The sequence below is a fragment of the Sphingomonas sp. GW821-FHT09E03 genome (genome assembly GCF_059416225.1).
The window spans coordinates 557,092-572,839 of sequence record NZ_JBWKOS010000003.1; the positions used below are offsets into that span (position 1 = coordinate 557,092).

A 15,748-nucleotide genomic window follows, 5' to 3' on the forward strand; every position below is an offset into this window, starting at 1 on the left:
AACATGCAATCGCAGACCAGCCGTCTTAATCGTATCGCCGGAGGCCGGGGGGCGGCTGCCGATCAACGGGGCAGATCATGACCAGGGACGAGCTCGCTATTTTCGACAGCCGGGCGGTGCGTGACGGGCTGGGCTATGCCGACTGCATCCAGGCAGTGCGCGAGGCGATGATCGCGCTGTCGGCCGGCACCACCCGGCAGTTGCTGCGCACCATGATCTCGCTGGGTGCGGGGCGCACGTTCGCGCAGATGCCGGGCGCACTGGGCGAGCATGACATGTTCGGCACCAAGGCCATCAGCGTGTTCGCCGATCCGGCCAATCCCGGGCTACGCCGCCACCGCGGGCTGGTGGTGCTGTTCGAACCCGAGCAAGGCCGCCCGGTCGCGGTGGCGGATGCCGAGGAGATCACGCATATCCGCACCGCCGCAGCGAGCGCGGTGGCGACGGCCATCCTCGCCCGCGAGAAGGCGCGGACGCTGCTGATCGTCGGTACCGGCGGCCAGGCGCATACCCATCTCAAGGCGCTGCCCCTGGTGCGCGACTTCACCCGGGTGCTGATCTGGGGCCGCTCGCGCGCCAAGGCCGATGCCTTGGTCGCCGCCTACCCCGAGCTTCCCGCCGAACGGGTCGACGATCTCAAGGCCGCCACCGGCGAAGCCGATGTGATCTGCACCCTCACCACCGCCAGCGAGCCGGTGATCCTGGGCAACTGGGTACAAGCCGGCACCCATCTCAATCTCGTCGGCTCCAGCGGCCCGGGGCCGGTGGAGGTAGACAGCGCGCTGGTCGCCAAGAGCCGCTACATCGCCGACAGCAAGGCCTCCGCGCGCGATGCGGCTGCGGAATTCCTGGTGGCGCGGGATGCCGGCATAGTCACCGACGATCACATCCTCGGCGAGATCGGCGAGGTGCTGTTCGGGCTTGTCCCAGGGCGGATCAGCGAGGCAGACATCACCATCTACAAGTCCCTCGGCCACGCGGTGCAGGACCTTGCCGCCGCCGCCCATCTCTACCGGAGCACGCGTCGCTGATGCCTCTTTCCCCATTGCGCGCCGCCCTTGCCGTCTCGACCCTGCTGGCCTGCAGTCCCGCGCTGGCCCAGCCGCAGCATGAGCGGCTGTCGGTGGTCGCCAATGGCGAGAAGGTCGGCACCGTCGATGCGGTGCGGACCGGCAGCCACGTCGCCATCCACTATGACGTCAAGAACAACGGCCGCGGCCCGACCATGGACGAGGCGCTTGATCTCGGTGCCGACGGGCTGCCGGTGAGTTGGACGCTCGACGGCAAGGCGACCTTCGGCGGCGACGTCCACGAGCGCTTCGCGCGCAGTGGTGCCACCGCGCGCTGGAGCGACTCGATGGGCGCGCGCGAGGCGCCGGTAAAGGGCACCGGCCTTTACATCGGTCAGGCGGCGAGCCCCTGGGCCTTGGGTATGTATGCCCGTGCCCTGCTCAAGGCGCCGGGTGGGACGTTGACCGCGCTTCCCGGCGGCCAGTTGCACCTCGACAAGCTGGGTCCCGCTACAATCGGCAAGACCATCTATCAGGCCTATGCGATCAGCGGCATCGATCTGTCGCCAGAGCTGATCCTGCTGGATTGTGACGGCGGGCTGTTCGCGGTGCTCGACACCGGCGGCGCCACCGTGCGCGAAGGCCATGAGAGCGAGGTTCCGGCGCTCGCGGCCCTGGCGACCAGGCTCACCGCCGATCGCTATGCCGCCCTGCAGAAGCGGTTTGCGCACACCGTCGATGCCCCGGTGCGGATCCGCAATGTCCGGGTGTTCGATCCGGTCGCGGGCACGCTCGGCGCGCCGGTATCGGTGGTGTTCGCCGGGGGCCGGATCACCGGCATCCAGCCGCTCGACACGCCAGCCTCGCCGGGCGAGGCGCTGGTCGACGGCGGCGGCGGCACGCTGATGGCGGGACTCCACGACATGCACGCGCACGTCAGCCTCGAGTCGGCGATGCTCTACATCGCCGCGGGCGTCACCGAAGTGCGCGACATGGGCAACGACAACGCCTTCCTGCCCGATCTGATGCGCCGCATCGCCAGCGGCGAGGTCGCAGGGCCGCGCATCCTCCCCAACGGCTTCCTTGAGGGCCGCAGCCCCTATTCGGCACGGCTTGGCATCGTCGTCGACAGCCAGGACAAGGCGCTGGACGCGGTGCGCTGGTATGCCGCGCGAGGCTATTGGCAGATCAAGATCTACAACAGCATGAACCCTGCGTGGGTGCCCGCGATCACCCGCGAGGCGCACCGCCTGGGCATGACCGTCACCGGCCATATCCCCGCGTTCACCAACGCCGATGCGATGATCGGCGCCGGCTACAGCGAGATTACCCACATCAACCAGCTGATGCTGGGCTGGGTGCTCAACCCCGACGAAGACACCCGCACCCCGCTGCGCCTCACCGCGATGAAGCGCACCGCGGGCCTCGACCTCGCCTCGCCGCGGGTCCAGAAGACGATCGACCTGATGGTCGCGGACAGGATCGCGCATGATCCGACCGCAGTGACGCTCGAGCTGCTGATGAAGGGCCGCGACGGCGTGCCCAATCCCGCAGTAGCCGACTATATCGATCACCTGCCGATCGGCCTCCAGCGCCGCCGCCGCCAGGCGATCGCGCCGATCGCGGGCCCGGCCGATGCCGCCGCTTACGACGGCGCGATGGCCAAGGTGAAGCAGACGCTCAAGCTGCTCCACGACCGCGGCATCCGCCTGCTGCCCGGCACCGACGACCAGACCGGCCTATCGGTCCATCGCGAGCTGGCGATCTACCACGAGGCCGGCATTCCGATCCCCGAGGTGCTGCGCCTCGGCACGCTCGCGCCGGAGCAATATATGAACCGCGACCAGGAACTGGGCTCGATCGCGCGCGGCAAGCTCGCCGACTTCATCCTGCTGCCCGGGGACCCGACCAAGGACCTGGCCGAGCTGCATCGCATCGCCATGGTGGTGAAGGATGGGGCGATCTACTTCCCGTCGGAAATCTGGCCGGCCTTTGGGGTCAAGCCGTTCGCGCCGGCGCCGATGCTGACGCTGCCACCCGCCGCGCCGAAGGCTGCCGGTGCGGGACCGGCACACGACGCGATGGACGAGTTCCTCTACTGACGCGTGCCCCCGCTGTTGCAGGGGCACTGTCCCTGCGCCGCTACCTCTTCTCCGCCACCACCTGCGCAACGAACCGGTGGAGGTCTCCGCTCAGCGCCGCCAGGCCGGCATCGTCCTCGAAGGTCGAATGCCCCGCCGCATAGCGATGGAACGCCATGCGGTTGCCGGGCACGCCATTCTGCTCGAGCGCGAACTCGCCCGCATAGGCCGGGGTGGTGATGTCGTAATAGCCGCCCGCCGCGAACAGCCGCAGGCCCGGCTTGGCGTCCATCGCCGCCTTCAGATAGGGCGCAAACGACATCGCACGATAGCTGCCGCCATAATCCTTATCCCAACTCCACTTGAAATTGATGCCGAGGTTGAGGCTGCGATACGGGCTCGGCACCGCATAGCCGAGCTCGTCCTTGAGATAGCTTTCGACCGAGGCGGCACCGCCCGTTCCCGAGCCGAGCGACATCGATGGGTCGTCGAACGGTGGCCGCAGCTTGCTCTCAGCGATCAGCCGCGTCGCCCGCGCATCGAGCTGACCGGTGCGCAGGCCCTTGGCGGCGAGCAGCCCGAGCATGAAGCCACGCCTGTCCAGTCGCAGGTCGTCCGCCTCGAGCGTCGCCGCGGGCAGGCCGATCAGCGCCGACAGTCGCTCGGCGATGCGATGCTTGTCCGCCGCGGGCAATGCCGGGCCCTGCATCAGCGCAGCGGCATAATCGGTCTGGGCGAAATGCAGCGCCGCATCGAACTGCTGCTCGACGCTGCGCCCGCCGCGATCGATTGCCTGGTGGTACCAGGCGACCGCCGACAGCGTCGGCAGCAGCACCGCGTCCGACACCACCGGCCCGTCGCTGTCGCCGATCGCGAGCGACAGCAGCACGACGCCGTCGGGCAGCGGCTTCTTGGCCTTCACATTCTCGTTGAGGATCGCCAGCGCCCGCGACGTGCCATAGCTCTCACCGATCAGCAGTACCGGCGAGCTCGTCCGTCCGTTGGCTGCCAGCCAATGCTCAATGATCGACGAGACGCCGCGCGCATCGCCGCCGACGCCGAAATAGCCGCTGGCATCCTTGCCCTTGATCGGCATCGACGCGCCGGTGCCGACCGGGTCGATGAACACCAGGTCGGCGGTGTCGAGCAGGGTAAAGCGATTGTCCTCGAAATGCGCGGCATCGCCCTTGCCGATCAGGCGGCGCGGGCCAAAGGCTTGCAGGTGCAGCGGCGAGGAGGAGGCGCCGGGGCCGCCGTTGAACACGAACAGCACGGGGCGCCGGGCGGGCTCCTTCACACCATCCGCGACATAGGCATAGCTGACACCGACGGCGACTGGCGCGCCATCGGGTCCCGGCATCGGCTGCTCGGTGACGATCGCGCGATAGGCGAGCTTGTGCCCGCCCACCGTCACCATGTGCCGGCTGGTGACGACGCGCTCGCTGGCGGCATCGCGCGGCACCATCGGGTCCATCGCGCGCAGGAACGCGGGCGACATCGGCGCGCTGCCTTCGTCGTCCTGGGCATGGAGCGCGGCAGGCGCGGTGGCCAGGAGCAGCGCGGGAATTAAGGCTAAGCGGCGCATCGAAGGTCCTTGTGTGAAAGTCAGGCGCGCGGCAGCGCGGCGAGCAGGCGCTCGATGTCGTCCATGTCGTTGAACACCGACGGGCAGACGCGGAAGCGGTTGCGCGACAGGGTGATCTGCACGCCCGCGGCCTTGAGCGGCGCGGCGAGCTTGTCGTGCGCGCCCTGCAGCACGCAGGTGACGAGCGGCGTGCGGCTCTCCGGCGGCGTCACCACGGTATAGCCACGCGCCGCGAGCCCCTGGTGCAACCGGCGCAGCAGCGGCTGGCGGTGCGCGGCGATGCGCTCGACGCCGATGCCGAGGATGTAATCGAGCGAGAAGCCGAGCATCGCCGAGATGGCGTGCGCATGCGTGCCGCCGGCGAACAGGCCCTCCATGTCCGGCCGCGGCGTCACGTCGGCGACGGGATAGTCGGCGTTGGTCGCGGGCGGATCGAGCGGGTAGACGTGCGGTCCGAAGCCGGCGAGCTGGTAATAGCCGAAGCGGGTGCGGGTCAGCCGATCGTGGAGATCGGCGCGGACGTAGAGCAGACCCAGCCCGAAATCGCCCATCAGCCATTTGTAGCTGGCGCAGGAAGCGAAATCGACGTTGGTAGCGCGCACGTCGATCGGCACGGTGCCGGCGGCATGGACGATGTCGGCATAGACCAGCGCGCCACGGGCATGGGCGATCTCGCACACTCGCTTCAGATCATGCTCGAAGCCGTTGTAGGTCGATACCAGCGACAGCGCGACCAGCCGCGTGCCCGGCGTGATCGCCCGCTCGAGGTCGTCGATCGCGATCCGCGCGACGCCGGCGGGGTCGCGCGGGCGCACCCAGGCGACGTCGACGCCCTGCTTCGCCAGTTCCTCGTACAGGTAGAAGGAGCCGAAGAAGTGCAACGTGTCGGTGACGATCCGCGCCTTCTCGCGCGGATAGCCGAGCGCGTCGATGATCGCCTGCTCGCCCGCCGTCGTGCTCTGAACGAACGCCACTTCCTCGGGCGTCGCGTTGATCAGCCGCGCGAAGCTGGCCTTCACCCTGCCCTCGACATCGTCGGTGGGATAATGACCGGCCATGGTGGCGCGCTGGTCGAGATAGGCGCGCGCGGCATCACGGGCGCCGAGCGGCACCGGGTGCATGGTACCCGAGTCCAGGTAGACCCCGGGCATCGCCGCGAAACTCCCCCGGTCCGGCAGCGCTTGCGGCACGGCCGCTGCCGCCGCCTGCGCGCCGACCCTCGCCGCCAGCGGCAAGGCCCCCGCACCGGCAAGCATGCCGCGCCGTGTCATCCCCAAGCCCACGCTCGTCCCCCCGTTCCTCGATGTCATCGTAGCGGACCTCGCGCGAATAGATTTTGCAGTCTTGCGTCATTGCCCCTGCCGCAGCGACGGCGCGAGCACGGATCACGCGTCTATATCCGCCGATTGCGCATAAAAATGCCCCGCGATCCCGCCTACCACGACCATCAGGAGGATGATCGATGCGGCGACGGGGTTTATGGTGCGCGATGCTGCTGGGCGGGGCTTCGCTGGCGCCCGCCGCGCAGGCGGCGGCGGTCTGCACCGGCGACGCGGTGGAGACCCGCCACGTCGCCACGATAACCGGCAGGCAGCTCGCCTATGTCGCCTGCATCGGCACGCTGCCGGTGCGCGACCTCAAGGGCGAGGCGCACGGCCAGATCACCTACACCGCCTATATTGTCCCCGGCGCAAAGGCGCGGCCGCTGAGCTTCGTGTGGAACGGCGGCCCTGGCGCGGACTCGCGGACGCTGCAGTTCCGCGCGATCGGCCCGCGCCTGATCAAGGACGGCGCGCTGGTCGACAATCCCGCGAGCCCGCTGGCGGTGAGCGATCTCGTCTTCGTCGATCCCGTCGGCACCGGGTTCAGCCGCGCCGACGCGCCCGCGCACGCCGCCGACTTCTACGGCACCAACGCCGACATCGCGTCCGTCGCAGGCTTCGTCCGCGATTTCCGCACCGCCTATGCCCGCAACAGGAGCGCGCTCTACCTAGTGGGCGAAAGCTTCGGCACCTGGCGCGCCTCGGGCGTGGCGGAAACCCTGATCGGCCAAGGCGTGCCGGTGAACGGCGTCGCGCTCATCTCCGGCGGCATCCCGCTGGGAGACGAGCCGCGCAGCGACCGCCGCCGCGCGCTGTCGCTGGTCAACCGCACCGCCACCGCTTTCGCGCTGGGCAAGCTAGAGCCCGCCTTGCAGGTGGACCAGGCGAAGACGCTCGCCGAGGCGCGTCATTGGGCCGCGACCGTCTATGCCCCCGCGCTCGGCCACGCCGCGACGCTGGACGACACCCAGCGCGCCGCGATCGTCGCCGGCCTGGCGCGCTACCAGGGGCTCGATCCGCAGACCATCGACGCCCGGACGTTGTGGGTGTCCCCCCGCGATTTCCGCACCCATCTGCTGAGCCGCGACGGCAAGACGCTCGGCATCTTCGACATGCGCCAGACGGCGGCTGCCGATGACCATGCCGACGGCAGCATCGCGCTCGATTATTATCGCACCGCGCTCGGCTACACGCAGGGGCAGTATGCCGGGCTCGATGCACCCGACAATGAGGTCGGCAACCACTGGCAATATGACCAGTCGCCGATCACCAAGGAATCGCTCGCCCGCGCCATGGCCGGCGAGGGGCCGCCCAGCCCCTCGCAGCCGTGGATCCAGCGCGCGCTGCAAAAGGCGCCGGGCCTGCGCGTCTGGGTCGCCGCCGGACTCTACGATTCGCTCAACAGCTGCATCGGCAACGAGGACACCGTCGCCGGGCTGCCGAAGGCGCTCGGCCGCCGTTTTACGCTGCGCTGCTACGCAGGCGGACACATGATGTATGAAGATCCGCGCGAAACCCGCGCCTTCGGAAAAGACCTGTCTGCCTTCCTCGCTGGCGGCGCATAAATTTTGCAGCATAGCCCTGGCACAACGACAAATTTGTTCCAGTCACGCTGATCGCGGCCGCCAACGACCAGAAAATGCCCGCCGCTCCGCGCTATCCTTGCCCCCGGTTCGATCGAGAGCGGGGATCGGGACGGACCGAAAGCAAGAACAGGGACAGATGGGGGCTTCATGATTCACGCACATGCCACGATGATCCGAAGGCTGATGGCCTCGACCGCGCTGATCGCTGCGGTGGCCGCGATGCCGGCAGTGGCGCAGACGCAGGACATGCAGGCGCAGGACAGGCAGGCGCCGCTCGATCAATCGATCGCGACCAGCGCCGATGCCGCGCCCGACAGCGCTGACACCATCGTCGTCACCGGCTCGCGCATCCGCCGTGCGGGGCTCGACAATGCCGCGCCAGTCTCGGAGATCACGTCGCAGTCGATCACCGATCGCGGGTTCATCACCGCCGCCAATGCGCTCAACAACCTGCCCTCCAACGCGCCGGTGCTCAACCAGGCCGACGGTAGCGGCAATTCAAGCGGCCCGGGCTATCAGGCCCCCAACCTGTTCAATCTCGGTGCCGGCCGCACGCTGACGCTGGTCAACGGCCGCCGCATGGTCACCAGCGGCTCCGGCATCGGCGCGACGGACGGTCAGGGCGATGCCTTCGTCGACGCCAACATCATCCCGCTCGGGCTGCTCGACCGCGTCGAGGTATACCAGGGCGGCGGCGCCGCGGTGTACGGCTCCGATGCGATCGCCGGCGTCGTCAACTACATCCTGAAGAAGGATTTCCAGGGCCTCGAGCTCGACGCGCAGAACGGCATCTCCAGCCGCGGCGATTATGGCACCTACAGCTTGCGCGGCACTGCCGGCACCAACTTCGCCGACGGTCGCGGCAACATCGCGCTCGACGTCGGCTATTCGAAGACGCCGTCCCTGCTGTTCTCGGATCGTCCGCTGTCCAACCTCGGTCGCCTGACCGTCAGCAACAGCGCCGATACCGGGCCGACCGACGGCATCCCCGCGGTGAAGGAGATCTTCAACGCCGCCTTCTGGGAATTCAACCGCAACGGCGTGATCTTCGGCACGCCCGCGCCGGTCAGCGCCTTCCTCACCAAGAGCGGCGGCAGCCCGCTGCAGTTCGACGGCAGCGGCAATGTCGTCCCCTACAACACCGGTGCGATCCAGGGCATTCCCTTCGCTTCGGGCGGCGACGGCTTTAAATATCAGGATCTCGCCGGCCTGCGCACCGGCGTCGAGCGCTACACCGCCAATCTGGTCGGCCATTATGACCTGACCGATCACGTCAAAATCTCGACGGAGCTGCTCTACGCCCACACGCTCGGCAACGAGATCCCGCAGGGCAACAGCTACACGGTGCTGGCCTACGGCACCTATGCCGGCCCGATCCGGTTCAACATCGCCAATCCCTATCTGACCGCGGCGGCGAAGAGCACGCTCAGCGCGGCCAGCCCTGCGTTCGCCGCCGGCGCGCCGCTGTGGCTGTCCAAATACTTCTACGACCTGACCAACAGCGATACCCAGACCACCGCCACCGACACCTATCGCGGTCTGCTGTCGGTCGACGGCGACTTCAACGTCGCCAGCCGCAACTTCTATTGGTCGGTATCGGGCAGCTATGCCCGCGTCGAGGGCAAGCAGCGCAGCTGGCAGGTGGACAACGCCAAGTTCCAGAATGCGATCAACGCCGTCTCCAGCGGCGGCCAGATCGTCTGCGCGATCAACGCCGACGCCAGCACCGCCAATGACGACGCCGGCTGCGCGCCGATCAATCCGTTCGGCGACGGCAATGTCAGCGCCGCGGCGCGCAATTATGTCAGCACCCGCGCGGGCCTCGATTGGACCAACGAGCAGGCCGACCTGCTCGCCACGCTCGGCGGCACGATCGTCAAGCTGCCGACCGGCACCGTCGACTTCAGCCTCGCCTATGAGCATCGCGACGAGCAGGCGAGCTTCAACCCGCTCGAAGCAAACCAGCTCGGGCTGTTCGGCACCGGCACGCTGGAGATTCCCCAGTCGGGCGGGTACAACACCGATGAATTCTCCGCCGAGCTGATCGTGCCGCTGATCGGCAAGAACTTCCAGCTGCCGCTGGTCAAGCTGCTCGAGGCGAAGGGCGCGTTCCGCGCCGTCGACAACAGTTATGCCGGCCATCAGAATGTTTGGGACCTCGGCCTGCGCTGGGAAGTGGTGGACGGCATCACCCTGCGCGGCTCGCGCAGCCGCAACTTCCGCGCGCCGACGCTCACCCAGCTCTTGGCGCCATCGTCCAGCGGGCTCGATTCGACCGGCTATGACCCCTGCGACGCCGATCGCATCAACTCGGGGCCCAACCCGGCACAGAGGCGGGCGAGCTGCCTTGCCATCTTCCAGGCCAATCCCGGCTATGGCGTGGATGCCGACGGCACCGGCGCCGGGCTCAGCGCGGCCGACCGGCTGGCGCGCTTCCAGGATCCTTCGGAGAATTTCCAGACGGCGACCGTCACCACCGGCGGCAATGCCTCGCTGCGCAACGAGATCTCCAACACTTGGACCTATGGCATCCTGCTCCAGCCGCGCATCGTGCCCGGCCTGACGATCAGCGCCGATCGCATCCAGATCGATCTCAAGGATGGTCTCTCGGCCTTCACCACCGAGGATTTCACCGCTGCCTGCTACGACGATCCCAACCCGAGCACGGCCGTCTGCAATGCATTTACCCGCCTCGCCACCAGCGATGGGATCAGCCCGGGCGGCACGATCGCGACCGGCACCACCACCACCTTCAACGCCGGCGTCGTCAAATATCGCGGCGAAAACTACATGGTCGATTACCAGTTCGGGGTGGGCGACCTGTTTGGCGGCAGCGATCTCGGCAGGCTCCAGCTCAACGTCGCGGCGACCCACAACACGCTGCTGACCACCTCGGTGACCGGCGCCACCTATGTGCGCACCGACGACACCTATCTGTCGCCCACCTGGGTCGGCCGGTTCAACCTCGCTTATGCCAAGGGGCCGTTCCGCCTCACCTATCAGCTCGAATATTATGGCCGCACCCATGCGGGTTCGGACGTGTCGATCGAGACCACGCCCAACCCGATCCTGGTCGCCAACGTCGTCCACGACGTCTCAGCCCAGGTGGATGTCGGCAAGATCGCGCTGCGCTTCGGTATCGACAACCTGACCGACAAGGATCCGTCCTACCCGCAGATCGCCTATGGCGACATCCTCGGGCGGCGTTTCTATTTCGGCGCCAAGATCAAGCTGAAGTGAGGGGCCGGCCCGGCTCACTGCGGCCGGGCGGCACCCCGATGTCCATGACCTCGAGCGGAAAACACAACCCAACCATGAACCGGCCGGTGCTTCCCGACCTCGCCTTGGCCGCTGCCCAGGGTGGACAGGCGCGCGACGCCGAGCGACACGGCACGGACTCCTATTCGCAATGGGTGCGAAAGGTGATCCGTGCCGTCCGTTCGGAGCGCAACCTGCTGGTCAGCCTGTTTGACAGTTCCGTTCCCGAGCCGGTCGAGCTTCTCCAGAGCTTCGTGCTGGAGGGCTTCGCCAATCGCATCACCTCGCGCTATGCCAGCGCGTTCGCGAGCGGCAATCCGTTCGTGGTCGATCAGCTCGCGCGCCGCTACGCCGTCCCTGCCGACCAGATCGTCTGCACCACCGGTGCCACCGGCGCGCTGTCGCTGATCTACCGTGCGTTGCTGCAGCCGGGCGACCGCGTGCTGGTGGAAAATCCAGGGTTCGACCTGTTCCACCGCATCGCCCAGACCTATGGCTATGGTGTCGACTGGTTCGAGCGGCGTGGCGACGGCTTCACCATCGATCCGGACGACGTCACCGCCGCGATCACGCCGTCGACGCGGCTGATCGTGCTGTCCAACCTCCACAATCCGTCCGGCATGGCCGTGTCGGCCGAGACGCTGGCCGCGATCGGCCGCATCGCCGAGGCGCGCGGCATCCATGTCGTCGTCGACGAGGTCTATGCCGACTATGTGGATCCCGCGCAGCGCCCTGCCGCCGCCGTCCAATTGTCGCCCGCGATGATCAGCGTCAGCAGCCTCACCAAGTCGCACGGGCTCAGCACGCTGCGCTGCGGCTGGATCGCCGCCGCGCCCGCGCCGATCGCCCGCGTCCGCGCGCTCGCCGAGGAAATCGACTTCGGCATCTCCAACCTGTCGCACGCGATCGCCGCGCTCGTGCTCGAACACCCCAAGCCGTTCGACGATTATCGCAGCGAGACGATGGGTCGCGCCCGGCCGATCGTGGAATCCTATCACGCCTATTGGCGCGACGAGGGGCTGGTGACGGGCACGCTTCCCGCGTTCGGCTGCATCGCCTTCCCGCGCCTTGCCGGGATCGACGACACCGTGGGCTTTTCCGAATGGCTCGCGGACCGCTGCGGCGTGATCGTCGCGCCGGGCGAGTATTTCGGCGCGCCGGGCCACATCCGCATCGGTTTCGCCCGCGCGCCCGCGGACATCGATTACGGCTTGCAGGCGCTCACCGATGGGTTGATCCGCTTCCGCGATCAGCAGACCAGGGGATTGGTATCGTGACGACACTGCGTGCCGCTCTGGCGCTCTGGCTGGTTGCGGCCGGTGTCGGCTGGGCCCCCGCCGCCGCGGCGCAGGCGGCGCCCGAGATCAAGGCCAAGCGCGCGCAGAGCATCGTGCTGCATGGACAGCGCCTCGCCTATACCGCCGAGGTCGGGCTGGTGCCGGTGGCGAGCAAGCCCGGCGTCGCCGACGCGACCGCCGGCTACATCTCCTATGTCCATCCCGGTGCGGCCAGTCGTCCCGTCCTGTTCGTGTTCAACGGCGGCCCCGGCGCGGCGTCGGCCTATCTCCAGATGGGCGCGCTCGGCCCCAGCCGCGCGCATGTGCCCCAGGATCCCGCCGCGCCGCTGCCGGCGGCGGCCAGCGTCGTCGCCAATCCCGAGACGCCGCTCGACGTCGCCGACCTCGTCTTCCTCGATCCGCCCGGCACCGGGTTCTCCGCGCTCGGCGCGAATGCCGACAAGGCCTTCTATCAGTCGGTCAAGGGCGATGCCGATGCCGTGGCGCAGCTCGCCCGCGCCTGGCTCGCCGCCCATGGCCGCAGCGCCGCGCCGCTCTACATCCTCGGCGAAAGCTATGGCACGATCCGCGCCGCGGCGATGGTCGATGCGCTGCGTGCGCAGGATCCTGCGCTCAAGCTGCGCGGCGTGCTGCTGCTCGGGCAAGCGCTCAACATGATCGAAACATCGCAGCGTCCGGGCAATGTTGTCACCTATCCGGTGGCGCTGCCCACCCTTGCCGCCATCGCATGCTACCACCACAAACGCCCCACCCCCTGCACCCCCGAGGCGAGCGCGCGGGAGGCCGGCGCTTTCGCCCGCACCTATCTCGACGCGCTCTACCAGGGACGAGCGCTGGCGCCCGTCACGCGAAATGCGGTGGCGGGGAAGCTCGAACGGCTGACCGGCATCGCCAAATCCTATTACCTCGCTCACGACCTACGAATCTCCAAGGAGCAGTTCCGCGTCGAGATGCTCCGCGGCGAGGGCAAGGTGCTCGGCCGTTATGACGCGCGCTACACCGCACCGCGCGCTGCCAGCGCAGGCGCAACGGTCGGGCCAGACGCCTTTTCCGCGGTCTCAGACCTTTATGGTAAGGCGGTAATCGGCCAGCTCGCGCAGATCGGCGTCGGCGATCCGGCCAGCTACAAGGTAATCGTCCGCAGCGAGAGCGACTGGCATTATGGCGCTGGGGATTCGCCGTTCAACGACTGGCCCTTTATGGCGCGACTGGAGCAGGCGATGACGGCGACACCGGGGCTGCGGCTGTTCGTCGGCTCTGGCCTGTACGACCTCACCACCACGGTCGGCGCGGCTGACTATTTGTTCGCGCAATCCTCGCTCGCGCCGGCGCGCTATCGCAACGTGCATTACCTCGCCGGCCATGTCGCCTATTCGGACGATGCGAGCTGGCTCAAGTTGATGGCCGATCTGCGGGCGTTCATCGCCACCGGAACCGATCGTTGAGCGAGGCGCAGCTCGCCAAGGGCATCGATCTGTGGGGCGTTGTCGCGCTCGGCCTCGGCACGGCGGTGGGCGTGTCGATCTTCTCGGCGATCGCACCCGCGGCGAAGATGGCAGGGCCGGCGATGCTGCTGTCGGCGCTGCTCGCCGCGCTGCCGATGTACCTAATCGCGATCAGCTACGCCTTCCTCGGCTCCGCCTGCCCCGTGTCGGGTGCTTCGTTTGTCTGGCCGGCGCGGTTCCTGCACCCGGCCTGGGGCTTCTACATCGGTTGGGTGCGGATCGTCGCCAATGTCGGTGCAATCGTCGTGCTCGCGCTGGTGCTGGTCAAATACGCCTCCATGCTGGTGCCGCTGCCGGTCAAGCCGACCATGCTTGCGGTGCTGCTGCTCGCATTGCTCGCCAACCTGTTCGGCGTCCGCATCGCTACGCAGGTGCAGAAAGTGCTGCTGGTGGGAATGCTGATCCTGTTCGCGGTGTTCGTCGCCTGGGGCGAGGCGACCGCCGTTAACGTGGCACGGCTGCAGCCGGTCTTCCCCCATGGCGTTCACGGCATGATTGCCGCGACGCCGCTGTTGATGGGGCTGTTCTTCGGCATCGAGGCCGCGACCGAGGCCGGCGCAGAGGTCGCCGACAGCCGCCGCACCATTCCGCTCGGCATTGCCCTGTCGATCGGCTCGGCGACCCTGCTCTATCTCGCGGTCGGCTTCGTCGCGCTCGGCGTGCTCGGTGGTGACGCCCTGGGTACCAGCGGCGCGCCGATCCTCGACGCAGCCAAGCTGTTTATGGGGCCGGCGGCGACGCCCCTGGTTGTGCTCGCCGCAGTGCTGTCGATCGGCAAGTCGCTGAACGCCTTGTTCGCGATGTTCAGTCGCAGTCTGTACGCCATGGGCCTCGCCGGTACCCTTCCCGCCGCGCTCGGCCGCGTCCACCCGCGGTGGCAGACGCCGCATATCGCGTTGGTCGCCGTGTTCCTGCTTGGCGCCGTCGGGCTGCTAATGCCGATGGAGCTCACCTTCCTGTTCCTGGCGGTGAACATCCCCAACCTGCTCAAATACGGCAGCATCTGCCTCGCCGCTGCGCGCGTGACCGAGCGGCATCCGGCGCTGTACGAGGCTGCGGCGTTCAAGCTGAGCAAATCACGAATGCGCGTCGCTGGCTATGCCGGCGCGTTATGCGCATTGGCCTTGGTAATCGTCGGGCTTGAAGCCGATTGGCGGCCCTATGCGCTGCTGCTCGGCTGGCTGCTCGTGGGGTTTGGCTATCGGGCGGCGAGCAAGCGGAGCGCAATAGCCACGTCGTTAAGCTAGGATCGCCATTGAACTGCGTGCAGGATAACCGGCTAGGTCAACGATTTGAGATGACCCATACTCGGACATCCAGAGCCAGTTAGCCGCTGCTCAAAACTAGCCGTTCATTCATGTTTGCCGACAGTCAAAAACCGGAGCGGCAGCTAACGGGATGAGAGGCGTGGACGACGGCAATCCGAAACAAAGATCTTCTTATCGTCACAACGGTCGCCAAGCATCAACACGACGACACCGAGACGCTTTCGTTGTTCTGCACGCCCGTTCCGGAGGTGTCACGGTCATCTCGGACGGCAAAGGCCGCTATTTCAACGATGTTGCCGCGTGGCGCCCATTTCCCGGATATTACTGGCCTATAGGCGACCGCAACCTCGGCGAACACCACTGGTCCGTTGGCTGTCGCTAATACTTTGGCGCCTGCCGGTCCTATGCCAGGGTAGCTGGTTCCGGTCGCGCCGTCACCCTGGACCCCATAATGCGAACTGGCGGGCAGCGATCCGTAGCAGCGTTGCCATTGCAGCCACTGGCCTTTCTGCGCATTGAGCGTGAGACCCGACAGCATTACACGGCCTTGGTGAGCGAGATCGAGACTCCCGGCCTGCAGGCCTGCACCGATGAACAGGTCGTTGATCTGCTTTTCTGAGATCGGTCGGTTCTTCAAAACAGATTGGTCACCAATGCGAGAGGCGTTGTCAGCTATCTGCAGGGCGAGCTGGCTGACCCGCTGCCGCGTAATCGTATAATTGGCGATCTCGGTACCACCCATGATCAAGACGATAAGAACGGGCAGCGCCAGCGCGAACTCGAGCAGCGCCAGGCCCCGCTCGTCGGATCGCAGGCGAGCGAACATCCGGCGCGG

10 protein-coding genes are annotated in these 15,748 nt (G+C 67.5%); 7 read left to right on the forward strand and 3 right to left on the reverse strand.

The window, feature by feature from the left end; genetic code table 11:
- The first annotated feature begins 77 nt into the window (after positions 1–77).
- A complete protein-coding gene (locus AC07M8_RS10310) occupies positions 78–1,031 on the forward strand; it encodes an ornithine cyclodeaminase family protein (protein WP_495174251.1) in 954 nt (317 codons plus the stop codon).
- Positions 1,031–3,112, forward strand: coding sequence for an amidohydrolase family protein (locus tag AC07M8_RS10315; RefSeq protein ID WP_495174252.1), 2,082 nt, complete (start codon positions 1,031–1,033; stop codon positions 3,110–3,112). Before AC07M8_RS10310 ends, AC07M8_RS10315 begins: the two co-directional genes overlap by 1 nt.
- A gap of 40 nt (positions 3,113–3,152) precedes the next feature.
- Here the strand turns inward: AC07M8_RS10315 and AC07M8_RS10320 are convergent, their stop codons facing one another.
- Positions 3,153–4,676, reverse strand: coding sequence for a S10 family serine carboxypeptidase-like protein (locus tag AC07M8_RS10320; protein WP_495174253.1), 1,524 nt, complete (start codon positions 4,674–4,676; stop codon positions 3,153–3,155).
- 20 nt (positions 4,677–4,696) lie between these two features.
- Complete coding sequence (locus tag AC07M8_RS10325; RefSeq protein ID WP_495174254.1) at positions 4,697–5,947, reverse strand: aminotransferase class V-fold PLP-dependent enzyme; 1,251 nt, start codon at positions 5,945–5,947, stop codon at positions 4,697–4,699.
- 218 nt (positions 5,948–6,165) lie between these two features.
- On the opposite strand from AC07M8_RS10325, the gene AC07M8_RS10330 reads away from it, so the two are divergent.
- The 5 genes from AC07M8_RS10330 (at position 6,166) to AC07M8_RS10350 (ending at position 14,892) form a co-directional block, all read left to right on the forward strand.
- Complete coding sequence (locus AC07M8_RS10330; RefSeq protein ID WP_495174255.1) at positions 6,166–7,563, forward strand: S10 family serine carboxypeptidase-like protein; 1,398 nt, start codon at positions 6,166–6,168, stop codon at positions 7,561–7,563.
- A 189-nt stretch (positions 7,564–7,752) separates the two neighbouring features.
- Complete coding sequence (locus tag AC07M8_RS10335; RefSeq protein WP_495174256.1) at positions 7,753–10,824, forward strand: TonB-dependent receptor; 3,072 nt, start codon at positions 7,753–7,755, stop codon at positions 10,822–10,824.
- Positions 10,825–10,898: 74 nt separating this feature from the next.
- Complete coding sequence (locus AC07M8_RS10340; RefSeq protein WP_495174257.1) at positions 10,899–12,119, forward strand: pyridoxal phosphate-dependent aminotransferase; 1,221 nt, start codon at positions 10,899–10,901, stop codon at positions 12,117–12,119.
- Complete coding sequence (locus tag AC07M8_RS10345; protein ID WP_495174258.1) at positions 12,116–13,585, forward strand: S10 family serine carboxypeptidase-like protein; 1,470 nt, start codon at positions 12,116–12,118, stop codon at positions 13,583–13,585. Before AC07M8_RS10340 ends, AC07M8_RS10345 begins: the two co-directional genes overlap by 4 nt.
- Positions 13,582–14,892 (forward strand): APC family permease, encoded by a 1,311-nt coding sequence (locus AC07M8_RS10350; RefSeq protein ID WP_495174259.1) that lies wholly within the window; start codon positions 13,582–13,584, stop codon positions 14,890–14,892. The genes AC07M8_RS10345 and AC07M8_RS10350 overlap by 4 nt, the downstream gene beginning before the upstream one ends.
- A gap of 217 nt (positions 14,893–15,109) precedes the next feature.
- Here the strand turns inward: AC07M8_RS10350 and AC07M8_RS10355 are convergent.
- The coding region (locus AC07M8_RS10355) for a TadE/TadG family type IV pilus assembly protein (protein ID WP_495174260.1) at positions 15,110–15,748 on the reverse strand (639 nt) is incomplete at its 5' end.